Origin of the sequence: Streptomyces muensis (assembly GCF_021474425.1) — a bacterium.
Lineage (GTDB): Bacteria > Actinomycetota > Actinomycetes > Streptomycetales > Streptomycetaceae > Streptomyces > Streptomyces muensis.
In genome coordinates this window covers 13,044-35,419 of record NZ_JAKEIP010000016.1, presented here as the reverse complement: position 1 = coordinate 35,419, position 22,376 = coordinate 13,044, and the positions used below count along the sequence as shown (strand labels likewise).

Below are 22,376 nucleotides of genomic sequence, written 5' to 3'. Positions count from 1 at the left end.
CCTGGCTCACCCGAGCAGTTCGACTTCCGCCACCACCGCCTCGCCGTCGAGCACCAGACGGTACTTCCCGTACGTACCCGGTGATCCCACGGAGAACGCCCGTGTCTGCCGGTCCCATGCGAAGGACTGTCCGGAGCGTTCGTCGAGGGTCCGCCACGTCGTCCCGTCGTCCTTCGACCCCTGGAGCTTCCAGCCGGTCGGCGCCTTCGTCCGGTCCGACGGCGACGTCAGCGTGTACTGCACGGCCTTGGCGCCGCCCTCGGACAGCGGCAGCTCCACCGAGGTGACGCTCGCCTCCGTACCCGAGGTGTTGTCGAACAGCGCCCCGTCACCCTTCAGCACATCCGCCCGGGGCGTCGGCACCTCGTCGTCCTGGGTGATGGACACGGGCGCCGCGTGCTTGCCGGTGCCCCAGGACGAGGGCTTCGACCCCATGTCGAACTCCAGGACCCCACCCTTCGCGATCAGCGAGTGGGGGAGTGAAGTCGACTTCCAGGGAACGCCGTTGACCTTCAGGCCCTGGACGTACACGTTCCGGGCGCTGTTCTTCGGCGCCTTGACGACCAGCTCGCGGCCGTTCTCCAGCTGGACCGTCGCCTTGGTGAACAGGGGCGAGCCGATGGCGTACTCGCCGCTCCCCATCACCAGCGGATAGAAGCCCAGAGCGGAGAACAGGAACCAGGCCGACTGCTCGCCGTTGTCCTCGTCGCCGTGGTAGCCCTGCCCGATCTCGCTGCCGACGTACAGCCGCGACAGCACCTCACGGACGTTCTTCTGCGCCTTCCAGGGCTGCCCGGCGGCGTTGTACATGTAGTTCGCGTGGTGGGCGACCTGGTTGGAGTGGCCGTACATGCCCATCCGGACGTCCCGTGCCTCCGTCATCTCGTGGATGACACCGCCGTAGGAGCCGACGAAGTCGGGCGAGGCCGTCTCCGGGGTGGCGAAGTACTCGTCGAGCTTGTCGGCGAGGCCACTGCGGCCGCCGTACAGGTTCGCGAGGCCCCGGCTGTCCTGGGGGGCCGTGAAGGCGTAGCCCCACCCGTTCGTCTCGGTGTAGTCGTAGCCCCACACCCTCGGGTCGTACTTCGAGGACTCGACGCGCCAGTCGCCCTTCGCGTCGCGGCCCTGGAAGAAGCCGGCCTTCGAGTCGAAGAGGTTGACGTAGTCCTGGGCGCGGTTGAGGAAGTAGGCCGACTCCTCCTTGTACCGCCTGTCACCCGTCTTCTTGTACAGCGCCTGGCCCATCTTCGCGATGCCGTAGTCGTTGAGGTAGCCCTCCAACGCCCACGACAGGCCCTCGTGCGTCTCGGTGCTGGTGTAGCCGAGGAAGGGCGAGGTCTCCATGCCCTTGCGGCCCACACCGGACGACGGGGGCACCACCGTCGCGTTCTTCACGGCCGCGTCGTACGCCGACTTCGCGTCGAAGCCGACGCCCTTGACGTAGGCGTCCGCGAAGGCGACGTCCGAGGAGGTGCCGGTCATCAGGTCGGCGTAGCCGGGAGAGGACCAGCGGGAGGTCCAGCCGCCGTCCTTGTACTGCTGGACGAAGCCGTCGACCATCTCGCCCGCCTGGCTCGGCGTGAGGAGCGAGTACGCCGGCCACGTCGTCCGATACGTGTCCCAGAAGCCGTTGTTGACGTACACCTTGCCGTCCACGATCTTCGCGCCGGTGTGCGTCGGCGTGTCCGGACCGGGCATCGGCGAGAACGGGGACGCGTACCGGTACTTCCCGTCGACCTTCTCGAAGCCCGAGTTCGGGTACAGGTACAGCCGGTACAGGCTGGAGTACAGCGTGGTCAGCTGGTCCGGCGTCGCGCCCTCCACCTCGACCTTGCCGAGGAGCTTGTCCCACTGGCGCTGGGCGCGCGACTTCACCGTCTCGAAGGAGGCATCGTCGACCTCCTGGCGCAGGTTGTCCTTCGCCTGGTCGACGCTGATGAGGGAGGTGGCGAGGCGGAGCGTGACGGTCCGGTCGCCTCCGGCGTCGAAGCGGAGGTGTCCCTTCACGCCGCTGGCGGAACCCTCGGTCACCGGCTTGTCGAAGGTGCCGTACACGAACAGCCGGGTCGCGCCCGTCGAGAGGCCGGACTTCACGTCCGAGTAGCCGGTGACGACCCCGTTGTCCTTGTCGAGGGTCAGCCCCGCCTGGTCCGTCACGTTGTCGAAGATCACGCTCGCGTCGTCACCCGGGTAGGTGAAGCGCAGCACCGCCGCGTGGTCGGTGGGCGCCATCTCCGCCTTCAGCCCGTTCTCGAACCGCACCCCGTAGTAGTACGGCCGCGCGGTCTCGTTCTCGTGCCGGAAGGCCAGCTCGCGCGCCTCACGCCCGGTGTCCGGGGTGCCCGAGGCGGCCGACGGCATCACCTGGAAGGTCTGCCGGTCACCCATCCAGGGGCTCGGCTCGTGGCTGGCGCTGAACGCCTGGATCGTCGGCAGGTTGTCGTCGTTGTTGGCGCGGGCGTAGTCGTACAGCCAGCTCAGCGAGCCCGCGTTCGTCACCGGCGTCCAGAAGTTGAAGCCGTGCGGCACGGCCGTCGCCGGGAAGTTGTTGCCGCGCGAGAAACCGCCGCTGGACAGGGTCCCGCGCGTGGTGAGCGCGTAGTCGGACGGGTGCGCCTTCGGCTTCTCGGGCGCTACGGCCTTCAGCGCGATGTCGTCCAGCCAGCCCCGGAACTTCGCCGGGCCCTTGGGGGAGTCGTACGCCACGAGTATCCGGTCCACGGTCTTGCCGGCCGCGACCGAGCCGATCCGCGAGGCGACGTTGTTCCACTGGTTGACGTACAGGACCTTCGCCGCGCCCTGTCCGCGCGGCGACAGCGGGAAGCCGTGCTGGTCGGTGGCGCCGAGGTCGCTGAGGTGGGTGCCGTCGGTGAAGGCCAGGTCGACGGAGACGTTCGTGGCGTCGTAGTCGCGGTCGCCGTCCGCCATCGACGGGAAGATCCGGTAGGAGAGGCGGGTGTCGCGGCCGACGGCCACGTTCACGTCGTAGACCTTGTTGTACGAGTACGCCCGCCCGTCCGCCGTGTGCCGCCCGGCGTAGCGCAGCGCCCGCTTGCCGGTGAAGCCGGCGCCCGCCTTCGCGGTCGGGGAGCCGCTCGGGCCGCGGTCCACGAGGGAGAGCATGTCCTGCGGGACCGGGCCGTCGCCGCCGCCCGTGGAGAACTGGACGTCGGCGAGCTGCAGGATGCCGTCGGCGCCGTTGTTCCTGGTGACTTCCAGCCGGAAGTGCTGGTACTCGGCCGGTTCCGCGAGGTCGTAGGTCTTTGTCTGGAACCGTTCGGCGAACGTCTCACCCGAGCGGGTGTCGAGGGTCTTCCAGTCCTTGCCGTCCGTCGAGCCCTTCAGGGTCCAGTCGCGGGGGTCGCGTTCGGCGTAGTCATTGGCCGAGGTGAGCGCGTATTTCGCGATACGTACCGGTTTGTCGAGGTCGAACTCCGCCCACCCCGTGGGCTCGAAGACCAGCCACTTGCTGCTCGACTCGCCGTCGGTGAGGTTCTCCTTCACCTCGCCGCCGCCGGTGTTCTCGCCGCTCGCCCGGACGTCCGTGACATGGTCGGTCACATTGCCCGGAATGCCACTGGTGTAGCCGCCGTCGACGCCCGAGGCGCGCTTGGTGCCGTCCGGTTCGGTGTCGACGGTGTTGAGCCAGTCGGGTGCCGGATCGTCAGCCTCGAAGGAGGACGTGAAACTCCGGTCGGCCGCCGCGGGGGCGGTGGGCAGGGCGACCGCCGCGCCCTGCGAGCCCACGGTCAATGCGAAGGCGGCCGCCGACACGACCGCCGGTCCACCCCATCTGTGCCGAGCTCTCTGCTGCATAAGCGGGTACCCTCCCTGCGCACGGGACAACGTTGTCAACATCGCTGCGCAAGGAACAGTTGTGGCTCAAGTGCTCTGTCGTGTCAAGGGTGTTGGGTGTGGCATTCGAGGGCAATGACGGGGATTTTTCCGCCAAGGAACACACAGGCCGCTCATATTTCCGGCAGGTCTCAACTCGGAAAAGACCACCGGCCAACCTTGCATTCGATCTTGATCCGTTGGCGGGAAGTGGACTATACCTGTCGGCGATTCACACGATTCGCACTTCCTGCACGACCCAGCCTGCACGACCAGCTCGACCCGACCGCGGTGCCGGGAGGATCCGGTTCACCGCCTGAGTCCTGGAGAAGGCGAGGACTTGAGCATGGGATCCACTTCCGCCGAGAACCCTGAGAACAACGGCTCCGCAGGTGTGGGGCGCCGCGATCTGATCAAGCGGTCCGCCGCGCTCGGTCTGATCTCCGTTCCGACCATGGCCTTCCTGTCGGCGTGTGCCACCGGCGGTGGCGGCGGCAGCGACGAGGAGAGCAAGGCGCCCGGTGGCGCGAAGTCCGCCACCAACCCGCTCGGGGTCAAGGAAGGCACCGCGCTGGAGGCGTTCATCTTCAAGGGCGGTCTGGGCGACCAGTACGCCAAGGACGCCGAGGCCGACTACAAGGCCAAGTACAAGGCCGAGGTCAAGCACACCGGCACCCAGCAGGTCGGCCCGAAGCTCACCCCGCGCTTCGCCGGCGGCAACCCGCCGGACGTCATCGACAACTCCGGCGCCGACCACCTGGACATGAACAAGCTGTCCACCCAGGGGCAGCTCCAGGACCTCAAGGCGCTGCTGGACGCGCCCTCGCTGGACGACGCGAGCAAGAAGATCTCGGACGTCATCCACCCGAGCACCATCGAGAAGGGCAAGCACGGCGACACCTTCGACGTGCTCTACTACGCCTTCACCATCTACGGCACCTGGTACTCGCAGAAGGCCCTCGACGACAACGGCTGGGAATACCCCAAGAGCCTGGACGACATGGTCAAGCTCTGCGGCGAGATCAAGAAGAAGGGCATCGCGCCCTGGACGTACGCCGGAAAGTATCCGTACTACGTCCACTTCAACCTGTTCGCCCAGATCGCCAAGATCGGCGGCATGGACGGCTGGATCGCCATCGACAACCTGGAGCCGAACGCCTGGACCGGCAACGACGCCGTCAAGCAGGTCGTCGAGCACTACGAGGAGCTGGCCGCCAAGAAGTACTTCCTCGCGGGCAGCCAGGGTCTGACGCACATTCAGTCGCAGACCGCCTGGAACAAGGGCAAAGCCGTCTTCATCCCCAACGGCTCCTGGGTGGAGAACGAGGCCGCCCCGACCACGCCCAAGGACTTCGCGATGTCCGTCGGCGCCCTCTTCGACGGCTCCAGCGGCGACAAGCTGCCGCACGGCACCCTGCGCGCCGAGCCCAGCGAGCCGTACATCGTGTCCGCCAAGGGCAAGAACCCGGCCGGCGGCATGGAGCTGCTGCGCATCATGCTCTCCAAGAAGCACGCGCAGAACTTCGCCACCAAGGTCAAGTCGCTCACCTGTGTGGTCGACGCCACCGAGGGCATGACTCTCTCGCCGGGCCTGGCGTCGGCGAGCAAGGCGTTCAAGGACGCCGGGGACAACATCATCAGCCTCCAGCTCCAGGAGTGGTACCCCTCGCTCACCGACGAGAAGATCGGCGGTCTGACCGGGCAGCTGCTCACCGGTGAGATGAGCGCGGCCGACTGGATCAAGAAGACGCAGCAATACGCCGACGCCGTGGCCAAGGACGACTCGGTGAAGAAGTTCAAGCGCGAGAGCTGAGAGTCCGGTCCGGTACAACGGCACTCAAAGGGGAAGGGCCGGGAAGCACCATGCAACACGGCAAATACCGATTCATCGTGGGCTTCCTGGCCCTGCCCGTCATCGTCTACGCGGTCTTCGTGATCTCGCCGTTCGTCCAGGCGTTCCAGATCTCGATGACCGACTGGTCGGGGCTCGTCGGCACGGCGAAGTTCGTCGGATTCGAGAACTTCGAAAGGCTGTGGCACAACGAGGACTTCTGGAACGCGCTGTGGCACAACGTCTACATGCTGATCGCGGTGCCGATCGTGACGCTGGGACTCGGTCTGTTCTTCGCCTTCATGCTCAATGTCGGCGGAAAGCGACGCAAGAACGAGGTCATCACCGGTGTCGCGGGTTCGAAGTTCTACCGTTTCGTCTTCTTCTTCCCGCAGGTCATCTCCATCACGATCATCGCCGTCATCTGGTTCAACATCTACAACCCGGACCCGCAGGACGGCATGCTCAACTCCCTGCTGGGCACGGTCGGACTGGACGGCTGGCAGAACGCCTGGCTGGGCGAGAAGAGCCTCGCCCTGCTGTGCATCATGGCGGTGATGATCTGGTCCCACGTCGGCTTCTACGTCGTGCTGTTCTCGGCGGCCATGGCGTCCATCCCGCGGGACATCTACGAGGCGGCCCTGCTGGACGGCGCGGGCCGCTTCCACACCTTCTTCCGCATCACCCTGCCGCTGCTGTGGGACACCGTGCAGACCGGCTGGGTGTACATGGGCATCATCGCCCTGGACGGCTTCGCCCTGGTGCAGATCATGTCGGTCAACATGGGCGGCCCCGACGGCGCCACGGACGTCATGCCACTGCGGCTGTATCTGACGGCGTTCCGCGACAGCCAGTTCGGCTACGCGTCCGCGATGGGCGTCGCGATGCTCATCGTCACCATGACGTTCGCAGTGCTCACCCTGCGCTTCGCGCGGCGTGAACGGATCGAGTTCTAGGGGTACGGGGCGACATGACGACCGACACGAACACCGGCACCGTCACCAAGGCGGACGAGCCGGACCGGCCGAGCCTGACCAGGAAGCTCGGCGCGACCGACGGCCGCAGCTCCGAGGGCGGCGTCCTGCACGTCTTCTCGCACGGCATGCTCGTGCTGTGGGCGCTGATGGTGGGCGTGCCGCTGCTGTGGGTGCTGTGGAGCTCCTTCAAGACCAGCAACGGCATCCTCTCCGACCCGTGGGGCCTGCCGACCTCGCTGCACTTCGAGAACTGGGCCAACGCCTGGAACAAGGCGAACATGGGCCAGTACTTCCTCAACACCGCGGTCGTGGTGGGCGGTTCGGTGGTCGGCACCATGGTGCTGGGCTCGATGGCCGCCTATGTGCTGGCCCGGTTCACCTTCCCGGGCAACCGGTTCATCTACTTCATGTTCGTGGCCGGCATGTCCTTCCCGGTCTTCATGCTGGTCATCCCGCTGTTCTTCGTGCTGCGGGACTTCCCCGGCAGCTCACTGCTGGCGACGTACCAGGGGCTGATCCTGGTCTACATCGCCTATTCGCTGCCGTTCACGGTCTTCTTCATGACCGCCTTCTTCCGCACGCTGCCCACCTCGGTCGCGGAGGCGGCGCTGATCGACGGCGCGTCGCACACGCGAACGTTCTTCCAGGTGATGCTGCCGATGGCCAAGCCGGGCCTGATCAGCATCGGCATCTTCAACTTCCTGGGGCAGTGGAACCAGTACCTGCTGCCGATGGTCCTCAACCAGAACGAGGACAAGTACGTGCTCACCCAGGGCCTGGCGATGATCGCCCTGCAGCAGGGCTACGAGAACGACTGGGGCGCCCTGATGGCCGGCATGATGATCGCGATGCTGCCGGTGCTGATCGTCTACTTCATCTTCCAACGGCAGGTGCAGGCGGGCCTGACGGCAGGTGCGCTGAAGTAAACGCTCTCTGTTCGCTCCAGGGTGAGCGCCGCATCACCCCACGTCACACCTGGGCCGCCCCGCACCGGGGCGGCTCACGTGTGCGCGCACACATCCCCGGATACGGTTCAACCTCTTGACGGGAGGCAACCCGAACGGCTCAGCTTAGAGTTCACTAGTTGGACACGTAACGGGGCCTCGCCGAAGCGGCCCCGCGCGCAGGAGGTCGTCGTGGAGACTCCGGGGTCGCAGTCGTCGCTGCACCGAGCCAACCTGGAGCGGGTCGTCCGGGCCGTCCGGCTGGCCGGATCCCTCACCCAGGCGGAGATCGCCAGGACCACGGGACTGTCCGCGGCGACGGTCTCCAACATCGTCCGGGAGCTCAAGGACGGCGGAACGGTCGAGGTCACGCCCACATCCGCGGGCGGCCGCCGGGCCCGCAGCGTCTCGCTGAGCGGGGACGCCGGCATTGTCATAGGGGTCGACTTCGGCCATACGCATTTGCGCGTCGCGGTCGGGAACCTCGCCCACCAGGTGCTCGCCGAGGAGTCCGAGCCACTCGACGTGGACGCCTCCTCGGCGCAGGGCTTCGACCGGGCCGAACAGCTGGTCAACCGGCTGATCGAGGCGACCGGCGTCGACCGGTCCAAGATCGCCGGGGTGGGTCTGGGTGTGCCCGGCCCGATCGACGTCGAGTCCGGCACCCTGGGCTCCTCCGCGATTCTCCCGGGCTGGATCGGCACCAAGCCCGCCGAGGAGCTGCGCGGCCGGCTCGGCGTGCCCGTGCACGTGGACAACGACGCCAACCTCGGCGCCCTCGGCGAGCTGGTCTGGGGCAGCGGGCGGGGCGTGCGGGACCTGGCGTACATCAAGGTCGCCAGCGGTGTCGGCGCCGGTCTGGTGATCAGCGGCAAGATCTACCGGGGTCCCGGCGGCACAGCCGGAGAAATCGGTCATATTACCCTTGATGAATCCGGCCCGGTCTGCCGCTGCGGAAACCGGGGCTGCCTGGAGACCTTCGCGGCCGCGCGCTATGTGCTGCCGCTCCTCCAGTCCAGTCACGGCACGGATCTGACCATGGAGGGTGTCGTACGGCTGGCCAGGGACGGAGACCCGGGCTGTCGTCGGGTGATCGCCGACGTCGGCCGCCACATCGGCAGTGGAGTCGCGAATCTCTGCAATCTCCTGAACCCGAGCCGCGTGGTCCTCGGCGGTGATCTCGCCGAGGCCGGTGAGCTGGTCCTCGGGCCGATCCGGGAGTCCGTCGGCCGCTACGCCATCCCCAGCGCGGCGCGCCAACTGTCCGTTCTCCCCGGGGCACTTGGCGGTCGTGCGGAGGTGCTCGGCGCCCTCGCCCTCGCGCTCAGCGAGATGGGCGATTCAACCCTTTTGGACAGCACGCTGCACGCGGCCGCGCCTGCCTTCACTTAGAGAACGGATGGCACCGTTGCCAACCCGTTAAGGATTTACTTCTTGACGTCGCACGTGTGGCCGAGTTGACTTCCAGCCACCTCGGCCGCAACGACGCGGCCTCGTCAGGGAGGTTTCTGAAGTGAACACGCGTATGCGTCGTGCCGCTGTCGCCGTTGCCGCTGGTGCGATGGCCATCTCGCTGGCTGCCTGTGGCAGCGCCGAGGAAGCGGGCGGCGGCAATGACTCCACTGCTTCCGCCGCCAAGGGCGACGACATCAAGGTCGGTCTCCTGCTCCCGGAGAACCAGACCGCTCGCTACGAGAAGTTCGACCGGCCGTTGATCGAGGAGAAGATCAAGGAGCTGACGAACGGCAAGGCGACGATCGACTACAACAACGCCAAGCAGGACGCGAACCTGCAGGCGCAGCAGGTCGACACCATGATCACCAACAAGGTGGACGTCCTCATCCTGGACGCCGTCGACGCCAAGGCGATCAAGAACTCCGTCCAGAAGGCCGTGGACCAGGGCATCAAGGTCGTCGCCTACGACCGCCTGGCCGAGGGCCCGATCAGCGCCTACACGTCCTTCGACAACGTGTCGGTCGGCAAGACCCAGGGCGAGGCCCTGCTGACGGCCCTGGGTGACAAGGCCAAGGACGGCCAGATCGTCATGATGAACGGCTCCGTCACCGACCCGAACGCCGCCCAGTTCAAGGAGGGCGCGCACTCCGCCCTCGACGGCAAGGTGAAGGTCGGCAAGGAGTACGACACCAAGGAGTGGAAGCCGGAGAACGCCAACGCCAACATGGAGGCGGCGATCTCGGCCCTCGGCAAGGACAAGATCGTCGGCGTCTACTCCGCCAACGACGGCATGGCGGGCGGCATCATCACCGCCCTGAAGGCCGCCGGCATCGACGTCCCGGTCACCGGTCAGGACGCGGAGCTCGCCGCCGTGCAGCGCATCGTCGCCGGTGAGCAGTACATGAGCGTCTACAAGCCGTACGCCCCCGAGGCCACCGCCGCCGCCGAGATGGCCGTCGCGCTCGCCCAGGGCAAGTCGCTCGACTCCATCGCCAAGGACAAGGTCGACAGCGGCAGCGAGAAGGGCGTCCCGTCCGTGCTCGTGCCCGTCACCTCGCTGACGAAGGACAACATCAACGACACCGTCATCAAGGACGGCGTCTACACCGCCGCCGAGATCTGCACCGGCAAGTACAAGGCCGCCTGCGACAAGCTCGGCGTCAAGTAAGCAGTACCGAGTCCCTTTCCAGGTGCGGGAATTCGTCCTTGAATTCCCGCACGGGGACATGACTGCACCAAGACTCCTCCGGCGCCCCGCGCATACGTCAGCCCCGCAAGCTCGGCGCGGGGCGCCGGACGGACCCCCTTAACTCTTCTGCACAACCCTTCCGCCGGGTCAGGCGGCGAAGGAGATGGTTCACGTGTCCGCTACGCCCGTGCTGGCGTTGCGCGGGGTCTCCAAGCGATTCGGTGCCGTCCAGGCGCTCACCGACGTAGAGCTTGAGGTCCACGCCGGTGAAGTGGTCGCCCTGGTGGGCGACAACGGCGCCGGAAAGTCCACGCTGGTCAAGACGATCGCCGGCGTGCACCCCATCGATGAGGGCGTCATCGAATGGGAGGGCAAGGCCGTTTCGATCAACCGGCCGCACGACGCCCAGAGCCTGGGCATCGCGACGGTCTACCAGGACCTCGCGCTGTGCGACAACATCGACGTCGTCGGCAACCTGTACCTGGGCCGTGAGGTCCGCAAGTGGGGCGTACTCGACGAGGTCGAGATGGAGCGCCGCTCCCGCGAGCTGCTCCAGACCCTGTCGATCCGCATCCCCAGCGTGCGTATCCCGATCGCCTCGCTCTCCGGCGGTCAGCGCCAGACCGTGGCCATCGCCCGCTCCATGCTCGGCGAGCCCAAGCTGGTCATCCTCGACGAGCCCACCGCCGCCCTCGGCGTCGAGCAGACCGCCCAGGTCCTCGACCTGGTCGAGCGGCTGCGCGAGCGGGGCCACGCCGTGATCCTCATCAGCCACAACATGGCCGACGTCAAGGCCGTGGCGGACAAGGTCGCCGTACTGCGCCTGGGTCAGAACAACGGCGTCTTCGAGGTCAAGACGACCTCGCAGGAGGAGATCATCTCCGCCATCACCGGCGCCACCGACAACGCCGTGACCCGCCGTGCGGCGCGCACGAACGGGGAGGTTTCCAAGTGAGCATCGACAAGACCTCCACGACGCCGCAGGACGAGCACGAGGTCCTCAACACCGAGGCCGCCGCGGCCGCGGTGACCGCGGTCGACCCCCGCCTGCTGGTGCAGGAGCAGGGCCTGGCCGGCTATGTGACCGAGTTCCGGCGCAAGATCAAGGCCGGTGAACTCGGCTCCCTGCCGGTCATCCTCGGCCTGGTCGCCATCTGCGTCATCTTCCAGAGCCTGAACTCCGCGTTCCTGTCCGCGCAGAACATCAGTGACATCACCGTCACGATGGTCGGCACCGGCATGATCTCCGTCGGCATCGTCTTCGTGCTGCTGCTCGGCGAGATCGACCTGTCCGTCGGTTCGGTCAGTGGCGCGTCCAGCGCCATCGCGGCCGTCCTCGCGGTGAACCAGGGCTGGCCCGAGTGGGCGGCCGTGCTGTTCGCCATCGCGGCCGGTGCCGTGATCGGCGCCGCGCACGGGTTCTTCTTCGCGGTGCTGGGCGCCCCCGCCTTCGCGGTGACGCTGGCCGGTCTGCTGTTCTGGCTCGGCTTCATGCTCCAGACGCTGGGCGAGAACGGCACGATCAACCTCGACAGCGACGGGCTGATCGGCAAGCTCACGACGTACTTCTTCACGGACGTGGCGGCCGCGTACGGTCTGGCGGCCGTGGTGACCGCGCTGTTCTTCGTCACCTCCTTCCTCAGCAACCGTCGTCGTGAGGCCGCGGGGATCCCGTTCCGGCCGCTGACCGACACGGTCCTGCGGACGGTCCTGCTGGGCGTGGTCTCCTTCGCCGCGGCGATCATGTACAACCAGTACAAGGGCCTGCCGCTGGCCACGGTGATCTTCCTGGTGTTCCTGTTCGCCACGGACTTCCTGCTGCGCAGGACGTCGTACGGACGCAAGATCTTCGCGCTCGGTGGCAGTGTCGAGGCCTCGCGTCGTGCCGGTATCAACGTGACCGCGGTGCGGATCTCCGTGTTCGCGATCTCGGGTGGGTTCGCGGCGATCGGTGGTCTGTTCCTGGCCTCGAAGATCGCGTCGGCCAACCAGAGCGCGGGTACCGGTGACCTGCTGATGAACGCCATCGCGGCCGCTGTCATCGGTGGTACGTCGCTGTTCGGTGGGCGTGGGCGTACGTGGAACGCGCTGCTCGGTGTGCTGGTGATCGTGTCGATCCAGTACGGGCTGCAGCTGGAGTCGATCGCCGAGCCGGTGAAGTACATGATCACCGCGGGTGTGCTGTTGACCACGGTGGTCATTGACTCGATCACTCGGAAGACGCAGAAGACCGCGGGTCGCGCGTAGCGCTCCGCGCGGAACGCGGTGGCGCCGTAGGGGCGTGGGTGAGATTGCGGGTGCCGGTCCGTTGGGGCTGGTCGCGCAGTTCCCCGCGCCCCTTTGCGGCGTTGTGGTCGCGCGCACGCGGCGGTAGCCGCATGTAGACACAGTCCCGCGCCCCTTTGCGGCGTTGTGGTCGCGCCCACGCGGCGGTAGCCGCATGTAGACACAGTCCCGCGCCCCTTTGCGGCGTTGTGGTCGCGCGCACGCGGCGGTAGCCGCATGTAGACACAGTCCCGCGCCCCTTTTTGCGGCGTTGTAGTACGGGGCGTTACTGGGTAGAGCCGAATGCGTGACCTGCCACAGGTGGGCCGGGAACCTTCCGGCTGGGCGGAACATTAGACTCGACGAGCCCGGCAACAGCTCGAAAAGCTCTACTGCAAGGAGGCACGGGTGCCGCTGCTGACCCGCATCACGGGACCGCGCGATCTGGACCGGCTCAGCCCTGAGCAGCTGGACCAGCTGGCAGAGGAGATCCGCACCTTCCTCGTCGAGGCGGTTTCCAAGACCGGCGGCCACCTCGGCCCCAACCTCGGTGTGGTCGAGTTGACCATCGCCCTGCACCGGGTGTTCGAGTCGCCGAAGGACAAGGTGCTCTGGGACACCGGCCACCAGTCCTATGTGCACAAGCTGCTCACCGGCCGCCAGGACTTCAGCAAGCTGAAGATGAAGGGCGGCCTGTCCGGCTACCCCTCGCAGGCCGAGTCCGAGCACGACGTCATCGAGAACAGCCACGCCTCCACCGTCCTCGGGTGGGCGGACGGGCTTGCGAAAGCCAACCAGCTGCGCAAACGCGATGACCATGTCGTCGCCGTCATCGGTGACGGCGCGCTGACCGGCGGTATGGCCTGGGAGGCGCTGAACAACATCGCCGAGGCCAAGGACCGCCCGCTGGTCATCGTCGTGAACGACAACGAGCGGTCGTACGCGCCCACCATCGGCGGGCTGGCCAATCATCTGGCCACGCTGCGGACGACCGACGGGTACGAGCGCTTCCTCACCCGGACCAAGGAGATCCTCGACCGCACGCCCGTCGTCGGCAAGCCGCTCTACGAGACCCTGCACGGGGCCAAGAAGGGCCTGAAGGACTTCATCGCGCCGCAGGGCATGTTCGAGGACCTCGGCCTGAAGTACGTCGGCCCGATCGACGGGCACGACATCGAGGCGCTGGAGTCGGCCCTCGCGCGGGCCAAGCGGTTCGGCGGCCCGGTCATCGTGCACTGCCTCACCGAGAAGGGCCGCGGCTACCAGCCCGCCCTCCAGGACGAGGCCGACCGCTTCCACGGCATCGGCCCCATCCACCCCGACACCGGCCTGCCGATCAAGGCCTCCGGCGCCGACTGGACCTCCGTCTTCGGCGACGAGATGGTCAAGCTCGGCAAGGAGCGCGAGGACATCGTCGCCATCACGGCCGCGATGCTGCAGCCCGTCGGCCTGAAGAAGTTCGCCGACACCTTCCCGGACCGGATCTACGACGTCGGCATCGCCGAGCAGCACGGCGCCGTGAGCGCGGCCGGCCTCGCGACCGGCGGACTGCACCCCGTCTTCGCCGTCTACGCCACCTTCCTCAACCGCGCCTTCGACCAGGTCCTCATGGACGTGGCGCTGCACAAGTGCGGTGTCACCTTCGTGCTCGACCGGGCCGGCGTCACCGGCACCGACGGCGCCTCCCACAACGGCATGTGGGACATGTCGATCCTCCAGGTCGTCCCCGGCCTCAGGCTCGCCGCCCCGCGCGACGCCGACCAGGTGCGCGCCCAACTGCGCGAGGCCGTCCAGGTGAAGGACGCCCCGACCGTCGTCCGCTTCTCCAAGGGCGCTGTCGGCCCCGCCGTGCCCGCCGTGGGCCGCGTCGGCGGCATGGACGTCCTGCGCGAGCCCGGGACGGACACGCCCGACGTGCTGCTGGTCTCGGTGGGCGCGCTGGCTCCCATGTGCCTGGAGATCGCCTCGCTCCTCGACAAGCAGGGCATCACCACCACCGTCGTCGACCCGCGCTGGGTCAAGCCCGTCGACGAGGCCATGGCCCCGCTCGCCGAGCGGCACCGCGTGGTCGTCACCGTCGAGGACAACTCCCGGGTCGGCGGCGTCGGCTCGGCCGTCGCCCAGGCCCTGCGCGACGCGGGCGTCGACCTCCCGCTGCGCGACTTCGGCATCCCGCCGCGCTTCCTCGACCACGCCTCCCGCGCCGAGGTCATGGCGGAGATCGGCCTCACCGCCCCGGACATCGCCCGCCAGGTCACCGGTCTCGTCTCCAAACTGGACGGCCGGTTCGACCGTACGGCGGCCGAGGTCGACTCGGTGGAGCCCGCGCGCGACTGACGTCCGCTCACAGGGCCGCAGGGGCCGGTTTCACCACCGCGAAGGGTGGTGAAACCGGCCCATCTGTGTGAATCCGCCCGCGTCGGGGCATGCGTACCACGCCCCCTCTCGATCATGTCGAGGACGACAAGCGTGGGAGGTAAGACCCGTGAGCAGCACACTCTTCCGGACGAAGAGAGTCGAGCAGTCCATCCTCGATACCGAGGAGCCAGAGCACGCGCTCAAGAAGTCCCTGTCCGCGCTGGATCTGACCGTCTTCGGCGTCGGCGTCATCATCGGCACCGGCATCTTCGTGCTCACCGGCACCGTCGCGAAGAACAACGCCGGGCCCGCGGTGGCCCTGGCGTTCGTCGCGGCCGGTGTCGCCTGCGCGCTGGCCGCCCTCTGCTATGCGGAGTTCGCCTCCACGGTCCCGGTCGCCGGGTCCGCGTACACCTTCTCGTACGCCTCGCTCGGTGAACTGCCCGCCTGGATCATCGGCTGGGACCTGGTCCTGGAGTTCGCGCTCGGGACGGCGGTGGTAGCCGTCGGCTGGTCGGGCTACATCCAGTCGCTGATGGACAACGCCGGCTGGGAGATGCCGGCGGCCCTGGGCAGCCGGGAGGGCGCCGACGTCTTCGGCTTCGACATCCTCGCCGCCGCGCTCGTCCTGGTCCTCACCTGCATCCTCGTGGTCGGCATGAAGCTGTCCGCGCGGATCACGTCCCTGGTCGTCGCCATCAAGGTGACCGTCGTCCTGGTCGTGATCATCGCCGGCGCGTTCCTGATCGACGGCGACAACTACGACCCCTTCATCCCGAAGCAGAAGGCCGTGGAAGCCGGGGAGAGTCTCCAGGCGCCACTGATCCAGCTGATGTTCGGCTGGGCGCCCTCCAACTTCGGCGTGATGGGCATCTTCACCGCCGCCTCGGTCGTGTTCTTCGCCTTCATCGGCTTCGACGTCGTGGCCACCGCCGCCGAGGAGACCAAGAACCCGCAGCGCGACATGCCACGCGGCATCATCGGCTCCCTCATCATCTGCACCACCCTGTACGTCGCCGTGTCCATCGTCGTCACCGGCATGCAGCACTACAGCCGGCTGTCCGTGGACGCCCCGCTCGCCGACGCGTTCAAGGCCACCGGGCACCCCTGGTTCGCGGGCTTCATCAGCTTCGGGGCCGCGGTCGGCCTGACGACGGTCTGCATGATCCTGCTCCTCGGCCAGACCCGCGTCTTCTTCGCGATGAGCCGCGACGGACTGCTGCCCCGCTTCTTCTCCCACGTCCACCCGCGGTTCAAGACCCCGCACCGCCCGACCATCCTGCTCGGCGTGATCATCGCGATCCTCGCCGGTTTCACCCCGCTCACCGAACTCGCCGCCCTGGTGAACATCGGCACCCTGTTCGCCTTCGTGGTCGTCGCTATCGGCGTGATCATCCTCCGCAAGACCCGCCCCGACCTGCACCGGGCCTTCCGCACCCCCTGGGTGCCGGTCATCCCGATCCTGTCGGTGTGCGCCTCGCTGTGGCTGATGATCAACCTGCCCGCCGAGACCTGGGTGCGGTTCGCCATCTGGATGGTCGCGGGCTTCGTCGTGTACTTCCTCTACGGCCGCTCCCACAGCCGCCTCGGACGGCACGAGGAGACGACCGTCGCGGAGGTGGAGAAGGGCGAGCCTGGGAACAGCGCGTAACCGAAAAACCGACGCTCAGGGGCCGCGTACGGCAGCCGACTACGGCCGAACCGTACGCGGCCCCGCCACGTCCGCCCCCAACTCCGTCACCCTGCGCCGCAGTTCCCGATCCGCCGTCACCACCAGACAGGCCCGCCCGGCCGCCCGCTCCACCAGCTCGACCATGTGGTCGTCCCCGCTCCCGGCCGCGGACTCCACCCGCACGCCCGGCACCGACTCCACACCCCGGGCCGCCCCCTCCACCACGAGCACGATCTCCACGGCCCCCGCACGCCCCGGCACCCCGTCCGCCGCCAGCCGGTCCCGCAGCCGCTCCGCGGCCCCCCGCCGATCCCGCCACCAGCCGTCCGGCACCGAGCCGACGACATTCGCGGCGTCGACGATCACGAGCAGGGGAGCGTCCTCGGTCACGGGGGCAAGAGCGTCCTCATTCATGGGGGCAAGGGTCGCACGGCGGCCAGGGGCTACTGCCCCTCTTCCTTCTCCTTGCCGTCCCCCTCCTCGAAGCTGGCGAAGTACGCCGCCGCCATGTCCTCGTCCCCGTGGCCCTGCGCGTCCGCCCGTTCGAACCGCTGCGCGCTCGCCGCGGCCACGTCCAGGCGGGCGCCGTACCGCTCACCCGCCTCCACGATCAGCCGCGCGTCCTTCGCGGCCGTACGCACCGCGAACGCGGCCGGGGACAGCCCGTCGTTCAGCACCAGCCCGGTCTTGGCGCGCAGATACCCCATGTCGAGCGGGCCGCCGTCGATCACCTCGAAGAACCGCCGCGGGTCCACGTCCAGGGCCTTGGACAGCGCCAGCACCTCACCGGCCGCGTTCGTCACCGCCAGCACCCAGCTGTTGGCGACCAGCTTCAGGCGGGTCGCGCTGCCGGCCCCGCCGTCCTCCCCGGTCCACACCGTACGGGCGCCCACCGCGTCGAACACCGGCGTCACCGTCGGCCGGCCCTCGACGGGGCCCGCCGCCAGCACGGTGAGCTGACCGGCCTCGGCGGGCTGACGGGTGCCGAGCATCGGGGCGTCGTAGAAGACGAGACCGTGCTCGCGCGCGAAGCCGGCCAGGTCGGCGATGCCCTCGATGCCCGCGGTCGTCGACTGCACCCACGCGGCACCCGGGCGCAGCGCGGGCGCCGCCTCGCGCATGACGTCCAGCGTCGCGGGACCGTCGTACAGCATGGTCAGGACGACGTCGGCGCCCCGCACCGCCTCGCCCGGGGTGCCGGAGACGAGGGCGCCGTCGGCGGCCAGGGGCTCGGCCTTGGCGCGGGTGCGGTTCCAGACGCGGACGGTGTGCCCGGCCCTCGCGAGGTTGCGGGCCATCGCGGCGCCCATGATGCCGGTGCCCAGGACGCTCACGGTGAGCTTGTCGGTCATGACGTCGACTTCCTGTTCTCGTACGGACGTTGCTACCAGTGCTGTGACCAAGATCATGGTCACACGCGTGAGGTCGTTTCCGTATGCCCAGATTCTCCTCTCGATCACCGCGTCGGCGCCGGAGTACAGTCCGTCAGCTTGTTCTCATCAAATCTTCATACAGGGGGGTGAGGTGTGTGAGCACCGAAGGGAAGTCACGAAGACGCGTCCTGGGCGGCGCGCTGTCCGTGGCACTCGGGCTGGGCCTGGTGGTCGCACTGCCACCGGCGGTGACCACGGCCGCATCGGCGGCGGCACCGCGGCAGACGGCCGGACAGAGCACGGACACCGAGACGTTGTCCGAGGCAGAGGCGCTGGCCAAGGCCAAGCGGACCGGCACGGCCGTGGAGATCGTGTCGCTGCGCGCCGAGAGCAGCGAGGTGTACGCGACACCGGACGGCAAACTCGAGGCGCGGGAGCACCTGCGCCCCGTACGCGCCCGGGTCGACGGCGCGTGGAAGCCGATCGACACCGGCCTCGCCAAGCGAGCCGACGGCACGGTCGCCCCCGGGGCGACCACGGTACGGCTGGAGTTCTCCGGCGGCGGCGACCAGCCCCTGGTGCGCATGGAGCGCGCCGGACGTGAGCTCGCCCTGTCCTGGCCGACGAAACTCCCGGCGCCGGAACTCGACGGGGAGACCGCGACCTACCGGAACGTTCTTCCGGACGTGGACCTGCGCATGGGCGCGCAGGAGGACGGCTTCACCCAGCTGCTCGTCGTCAAGTCCGCCGAGGCGGCGGCCAGTCCGGCGCTGAAGGAGCTGCGGCTGAAGCTGTCCGCTCAGGACCTGGACGTACGCGAGACGCCCTCGGGCGGTCTGGAAGCCGTCGACGAGGGCGCCGGCAGCGCGGTGTTCGAGGCGCCGCGGCCCGTCATGTGGGACTCCAGCCCCGGCAAGAGCGCGACCGCCACGGCCAAGTCGGCCGGCGGCGTGGAGCGTGCCAGGGCCACGGTCGCCTCCGGGGACGCCAAGGCCGCCCCGCCGGGCGGAAACGGCGACGGGACCGACGCCGCCGAGTCCGGGAAGCTCGCACCCGTAGGCGTGGAACTGCCCGCCACCGGACGCGAGCTGGTGCTCAAGCCGGACGCGGACGTGCTGAAGGGCCCGGACACCGAGTACCCCGTCTACATCGACCCGCAGTGGTACTCGCCCAAGCGGTCCGCGTGGACGATGGTGTCCAAGTACTGGGCGTCGTCGCCGCAGTGGAAGTTCAACGGCGAGTCCACCGCCGGCATGGGCTACTGCGGCTGGCACTACTGCCAGCCGTACGACACCAAGCGGCTCTTCTACCGCATCCCCGTCTCCAAGTTCGCGGGCCGGAGCATCCTGTCCGCCGAGTTCGTCGTGCGCAACACCTGGTCGGCGTCGTGCTCGGACCGCGGGGTGCAGCTGTGGCGCACCAAGGGCATCAGCTCGTCGACCACCTGGAACTCCCAGGACAACTCGGACTTCTGGATCGACCACCTCAAGACGGAGAGCTTCGCCTACGGCTATGACGGCTGCGCCGCCAAGGACGCGGAGTTCGACGTGCGCTCCGCCGTCCAGCAGGCCGCGAACGGCAAGTGGTCGACGATGACCTTCGGTCTGCGGGCGTCCAGCGAGACGGACGAATACGCCTGGAAGCGCTTCTCGGACGACGCGTTCCTGCGGGTCAAGTACAACCGCCCGCCGTCCCAGATCAAGACGTCCCAGCTGACGATGGAGTACGGCGGCACCTGCAAGAAGCCCTCCGCTCCGGCCCGCGTGCGCACCCTGGGCAAGGTCTACGCGAACAACGTCACCGACCCCGACGGCGACAACATCGCCGTCCAGTTCCAGGCCAAGTGGGACTCCGGTGACGGCAAGGGCCTCATCGCCCGCTGGAAGCCGGCGCTGACCTCGTACAAGAAGTCCGGGTCCAGCTTCTCCATCGCGCTGCCCTCGGTCACCGCGAACAAGACGGTCCACTGGTACGCGCGCTCCTACGACGGCGCCCAGTACTCGCCGTGGTCGTACACCGGTGACCCCACGGGCTGTTACTTCGTCTACGACACCAAGGTGCCCAAGGCCCCGACGATCACATCCGGCGAGTACCCGGCCTCCGACCCGGAGAACCCCGAGGACCCCTGGTACGACGGCGTCGGCAAGTACGGCTTCTTCGACATCGACTCGCCCGAGACCGACGTGACGAAGTACTGGTTCGGCATCAACGGCGACCCGACTTCGAAGAACACCTTGACCACGTCCTCCGGTGCGCTGAAGACGGCACCCCTGCTGCCCGCCAAGCCCGGGCTGAACTTCATCACCGCCCAGGCGTTCGACTCGGCGGGGAACGACAGCGAGATCCGCACCTACCAGTTCCGGGTCAAGGCCGGGCAGCCGGAGCGGGCGACCTGGCAGCTGGACGAGGGCGCCGGCGCGAGCACGGCCAAGGGCTCGGCGCCGCCACGCACCGCCGAACTGCGCGGCGGTGTCACCCTCGGCGTGGCCGGGGCCAAGGGGAACGCGGCGTCGTTCGACGGCGTCGACGACTACGCGGTCACCGACATCCCCACCGTGGACACCTCCACCGGGTTCGCCGTCTCGGCATGGGCGAAGCTGTCGGCGATGCCGGACCACGCGGCGATCATCGCGGCGCAGCCCGGCAACCACTCCCCGGGCTTCGAGCTGTACTACTCGAAGAGCTACGACCGCTGGGCGTTCAATCAGTACACGTCCGACAGCGCGAGCGCCGGCATCGTACGGGCCATGCAGGCGGCGCCGGGCGGAGTCAAGGCCGGTGAATGGACCCATCTGGTGGGCTCCTACAGCGCGACCTACAACGAGATGAACCTGTACGTCAACGGCCAGCTGGCCGGGACCACGACGTACGACTCGCCGTGGGACGCGCGGCGCGGGCTCCAGATCGGCGCCGGCTCCTACAGCGGACAGCCGGGGTCGTTCTTCCCCGGTGCCATCGACGAGCTGCAGATCTTCGACAAGCCGGTGTCGTCCGGCGAGGTGACCCGGCTCTACGGCAAGGACTCGCTCATCTCGGGCCGCAGCGCACGCGCCGTGTTCCCGCTGGACGAGCAGCCCACGGACAGCGCCGGCAACCCGACGACCGTCCTGACCGGTGCCGCGGAGGTCGCGTCCGCGACGTTCTCCGGAGGCCTCACGTCAGGGCAGCCCGGCATCGCGGGCAAGGCCCTGACCCTCGACGGCACCGACGACTACGCCTCCACCGGGCGGCCGCTGCTGAACAACCAGCGCAGCTTCGCGGTCTCGGCCTGGGCGAAGCTGCCCAAAACCAAGCCCGACCACGCCGCCGTCATCGTGACCCAGACGGGCACCCACCGGCCGGGTCTGGAGCTCTACTACTCCAAGACGTACGACCGTTGGGCGGTCAACCAGTACTCGTCGGACACCTCGACCGCCACCCCGATCCGGGCGATGCAGGCCGACGGGCAGACCGCGTTCGGCGACACCTGGACCCACCTGGTGGGCGTGCACGACACCGTCGCGAACAAGCTCACCCTGTACGTCAACGGCGTCAAGGCGGGGGAGACGGATCTCCAGGCCGGCTGGTACGCGGGCGGCGCGGTGCAGATCGGCGCCGGCTCCTACGACGGCACGCCCGGATCGTTCTTCGCCGGGCAGATCGACGAGGTGAACCTGTTCGACCGGCCCCTCTCCGCCGACGAGGTCCGGCAGATGTTCCGGCAGCGGCCGCTGGTCAAGGGCCGCTGGCTGCTGGACACGGTGGCCACCGGCACCCCGGCCACCAGCCCGGACGCCTCCGCCGAGAACCGGACGCTGACCGTGGGCGGCGGCGCGCAGGTCGGGGCCTCCTGGGTCGACGACGGCGCCCTCCAGCTGGACGGCGTCGACGACCACGCCGCGACCGCGACACCCGTCGTCGACACGACGGCCAGCTTCACGGTGATGGGCTGGGCCACCTCGGCCGGTGCCCCGACCCGCAGCGCAGCGGTCCTCAGCGCACCCGGCACGTCCAACAGCGCCTTCGCGGTCCGGCACGTACCGGCCGCCGAGGGCGAGGCGGGCGCCGGGCGCTGGCAGATCTCGATGCCGGACTCCGACGCCGCGGACGCCACCGTCGTACGCACCGAGAACCAGCAGTTCTACGACGCACGGGACTGGAACCACCTGGCGCTCGTCTACGACGGCTTCGCCAAGGAGGCCCGGCTCTATGTGAACGGGCAGCTGGAGGAGGTCGCCTGCGCGGACGACGACGGTGACGGCGAGTCCGACGACACCGCCTGCGCCGACCGCCTGTCGTGGTCCGAGAACGTCCTGTCGTACAAGGCCACGGGCGGACTCCAGATCGGCCGCGCCCGCACGGCGGGGGCGTGGGGCGAGTACTGGCCCGGCGCCATCGACGACGTCTGGGCCTTCCAGGGCGCGCTCAGCGACTCCCAGATCGCCCATCTGTCGCTGGGCATGCCGGGCGTCGCCACCGAGGTACCCGGCACGGACTGA

The 22,376-nt window shown here is 68.4% G+C and carries 13 protein-coding genes; 10 read left to right on the top strand and 3 right to left on the bottom strand.

Going from position 1 to position 22,376, the window contains the following annotated elements; translation table 11 throughout:
- Positions 1–6 precede the first annotated feature (6 nt).
- Positions 7–3,816 carry a GH92 family glycosyl hydrolase gene (locus tag L0P92_RS06820; RefSeq protein WP_234761608.1) on the bottom strand — a complete coding sequence of 1,270 codons (3,810 nt, stop codon included), beginning with the start codon at positions 3,814–3,816 and terminating at the stop codon, positions 7–9.
- 364 nt (positions 3,817–4,180) lie between these two features.
- On the opposite strand from L0P92_RS06820, the gene ngcE reads away from it, so the two are divergent.
- The 9 genes from ngcE to L0P92_RS06775 all read left to right on the top strand — a co-directional run bounded on the left by ngcE (position 4,181) and on the right by L0P92_RS06775 (position 16,504).
- Entirely contained in the window at positions 4,181–5,647 is a 1,467-nt protein-coding gene (ngcE, locus tag L0P92_RS06815) for an N-acetylglucosamine/diacetylchitobiose ABC transporter substrate-binding protein (RefSeq protein ID WP_234761607.1), read from the top strand.
- Between the two features lie 50 nt (positions 5,648–5,697).
- Positions 5,698–6,621, top strand: coding sequence for a carbohydrate ABC transporter permease (locus L0P92_RS06810; protein ID WP_234761606.1), 924 nt, complete (start codon positions 5,698–5,700; stop codon positions 6,619–6,621).
- A 14-nt stretch (positions 6,622–6,635) separates the two neighbouring features.
- Positions 6,636–7,568: a carbohydrate ABC transporter permease gene (locus L0P92_RS06805; RefSeq protein WP_234761605.1), complete on the top strand. Its 933-nt coding sequence runs from the start codon at positions 6,636–6,638 to the stop codon at positions 7,566–7,568.
- A 210-nt stretch (positions 7,569–7,778) separates the two neighbouring features.
- A complete protein-coding gene (locus tag L0P92_RS06800) occupies positions 7,779–8,978 on the top strand; it encodes an ROK family transcriptional regulator (RefSeq protein WP_234761604.1) in 1,200 nt (399 codons plus the stop codon).
- 133 nt (positions 8,979–9,111) lie between these two features.
- On the top strand, positions 9,112–10,209 hold the full coding sequence (locus L0P92_RS06795) for a sugar ABC transporter substrate-binding protein (protein WP_234761645.1): 1,098 nt from the start codon (positions 9,112–9,114) through the stop codon (positions 10,207–10,209).
- Between the two features lie 184 nt (positions 10,210–10,393).
- The gene (locus tag L0P92_RS06790; protein WP_062719591.1) at positions 10,394–11,185 is read left to right on the top strand and encodes an ATP-binding cassette domain-containing protein; all 792 of its coding nucleotides are present in this window, start codon (positions 10,394–10,396) and stop codon (positions 11,183–11,185) included.
- Positions 11,182–12,477 carry a sugar ABC transporter permease gene (locus tag L0P92_RS06785; protein WP_062719592.1) on the top strand — a complete coding sequence of 432 codons (1,296 nt, stop codon included), beginning with the start codon at positions 11,182–11,184 and terminating at the stop codon, positions 12,475–12,477. The genes L0P92_RS06790 and L0P92_RS06785 overlap by 4 nt, the downstream gene beginning before the upstream one ends.
- A gap of 426 nt (positions 12,478–12,903) precedes the next feature.
- Positions 12,904–14,832: a 1-deoxy-D-xylulose-5-phosphate synthase gene (gene dxs, locus L0P92_RS06780; RefSeq protein WP_234761603.1), complete on the top strand. Its 1,929-nt coding sequence runs from the start codon at positions 12,904–12,906 to the stop codon at positions 14,830–14,832.
- A 148-nt stretch (positions 14,833–14,980) separates the two neighbouring features.
- The gene (locus L0P92_RS06775; RefSeq protein WP_234761602.1) at positions 14,981–16,504 is read left to right on the top strand and encodes an amino acid permease; all 1,524 of its coding nucleotides are present in this window, start codon (positions 14,981–14,983) and stop codon (positions 16,502–16,504) included.
- A 39-nt stretch (positions 16,505–16,543) separates the two neighbouring features.
- Here the strand turns inward: L0P92_RS06775 and L0P92_RS06770 are convergent, their stop codons facing one another.
- Positions 16,544–16,939: a PIN domain-containing protein gene (locus L0P92_RS06770; protein WP_234761601.1), complete on the bottom strand. Its 396-nt coding sequence runs from the start codon at positions 16,937–16,939 to the stop codon at positions 16,544–16,546.
- Positions 16,940–16,968: 29 nt separating this feature from the next.
- Complete coding sequence (locus tag L0P92_RS06765) at positions 16,969–17,877, bottom strand: NAD(P)-dependent oxidoreductase (protein WP_234761600.1); 909 nt, start codon at positions 17,875–17,877, stop codon at positions 16,969–16,971.
- Positions 17,878–18,053: 176 nt separating this feature from the next.
- Between L0P92_RS06765 and L0P92_RS06760 the strand changes: the two genes are divergently transcribed.
- Positions 18,054–22,376 (top strand): LamG-like jellyroll fold domain-containing protein, encoded by a 4,323-nt coding sequence (locus L0P92_RS06760; RefSeq protein WP_234761599.1) that lies wholly within the window; start codon positions 18,054–18,056, stop codon positions 22,374–22,376.

Excerpts from the sequence above, each read along its gene's own strand:
- L0P92_RS06820 (WP_234761608.1), bottom strand. The coding sequence starts at position 3,816 with ATGCAGCAGAGAGCTCGGCACAGATGGGGTGGACCGGCGGTCGTGTCG.
- L0P92_RS06770 (WP_234761601.1), bottom strand. The coding sequence starts at position 16,939 with ATGAATGAGGACGCTCTTGCCCCCGTGACCGAGGACGCTCCCCTGCTC.
- L0P92_RS06805 (WP_234761605.1), top strand. The coding sequence starts at position 6,636 with ATGACGACCGACACGAACACCGGCACCGTCACCAAGGCGGACGAGCCG.
- ngcE (WP_234761607.1), top strand. The coding sequence starts at position 4,181 with ATGGGATCCACTTCCGCCGAGAACCCTGAGAACAACGGCTCCGCAGGT.
- L0P92_RS06810 (WP_234761606.1), top strand. The coding sequence starts at position 5,698 with ATGCAACACGGCAAATACCGATTCATCGTGGGCTTCCTGGCCCTGCCC.
- L0P92_RS06765 (WP_234761600.1), bottom strand. The coding sequence starts at position 17,877 with ATGACCGACAAGCTCACCGTGAGCGTCCTGGGCACCGGCATCATGGGC.
- L0P92_RS06795 (WP_234761645.1), top strand. The coding sequence starts at position 9,112 with ATGCGTCGTGCCGCTGTCGCCGTTGCCGCTGGTGCGATGGCCATCTCG.
- L0P92_RS06790 (WP_062719591.1), top strand. The coding sequence starts at position 10,394 with ATGGTTCACGTGTCCGCTACGCCCGTGCTGGCGTTGCGCGGGGTCTCC.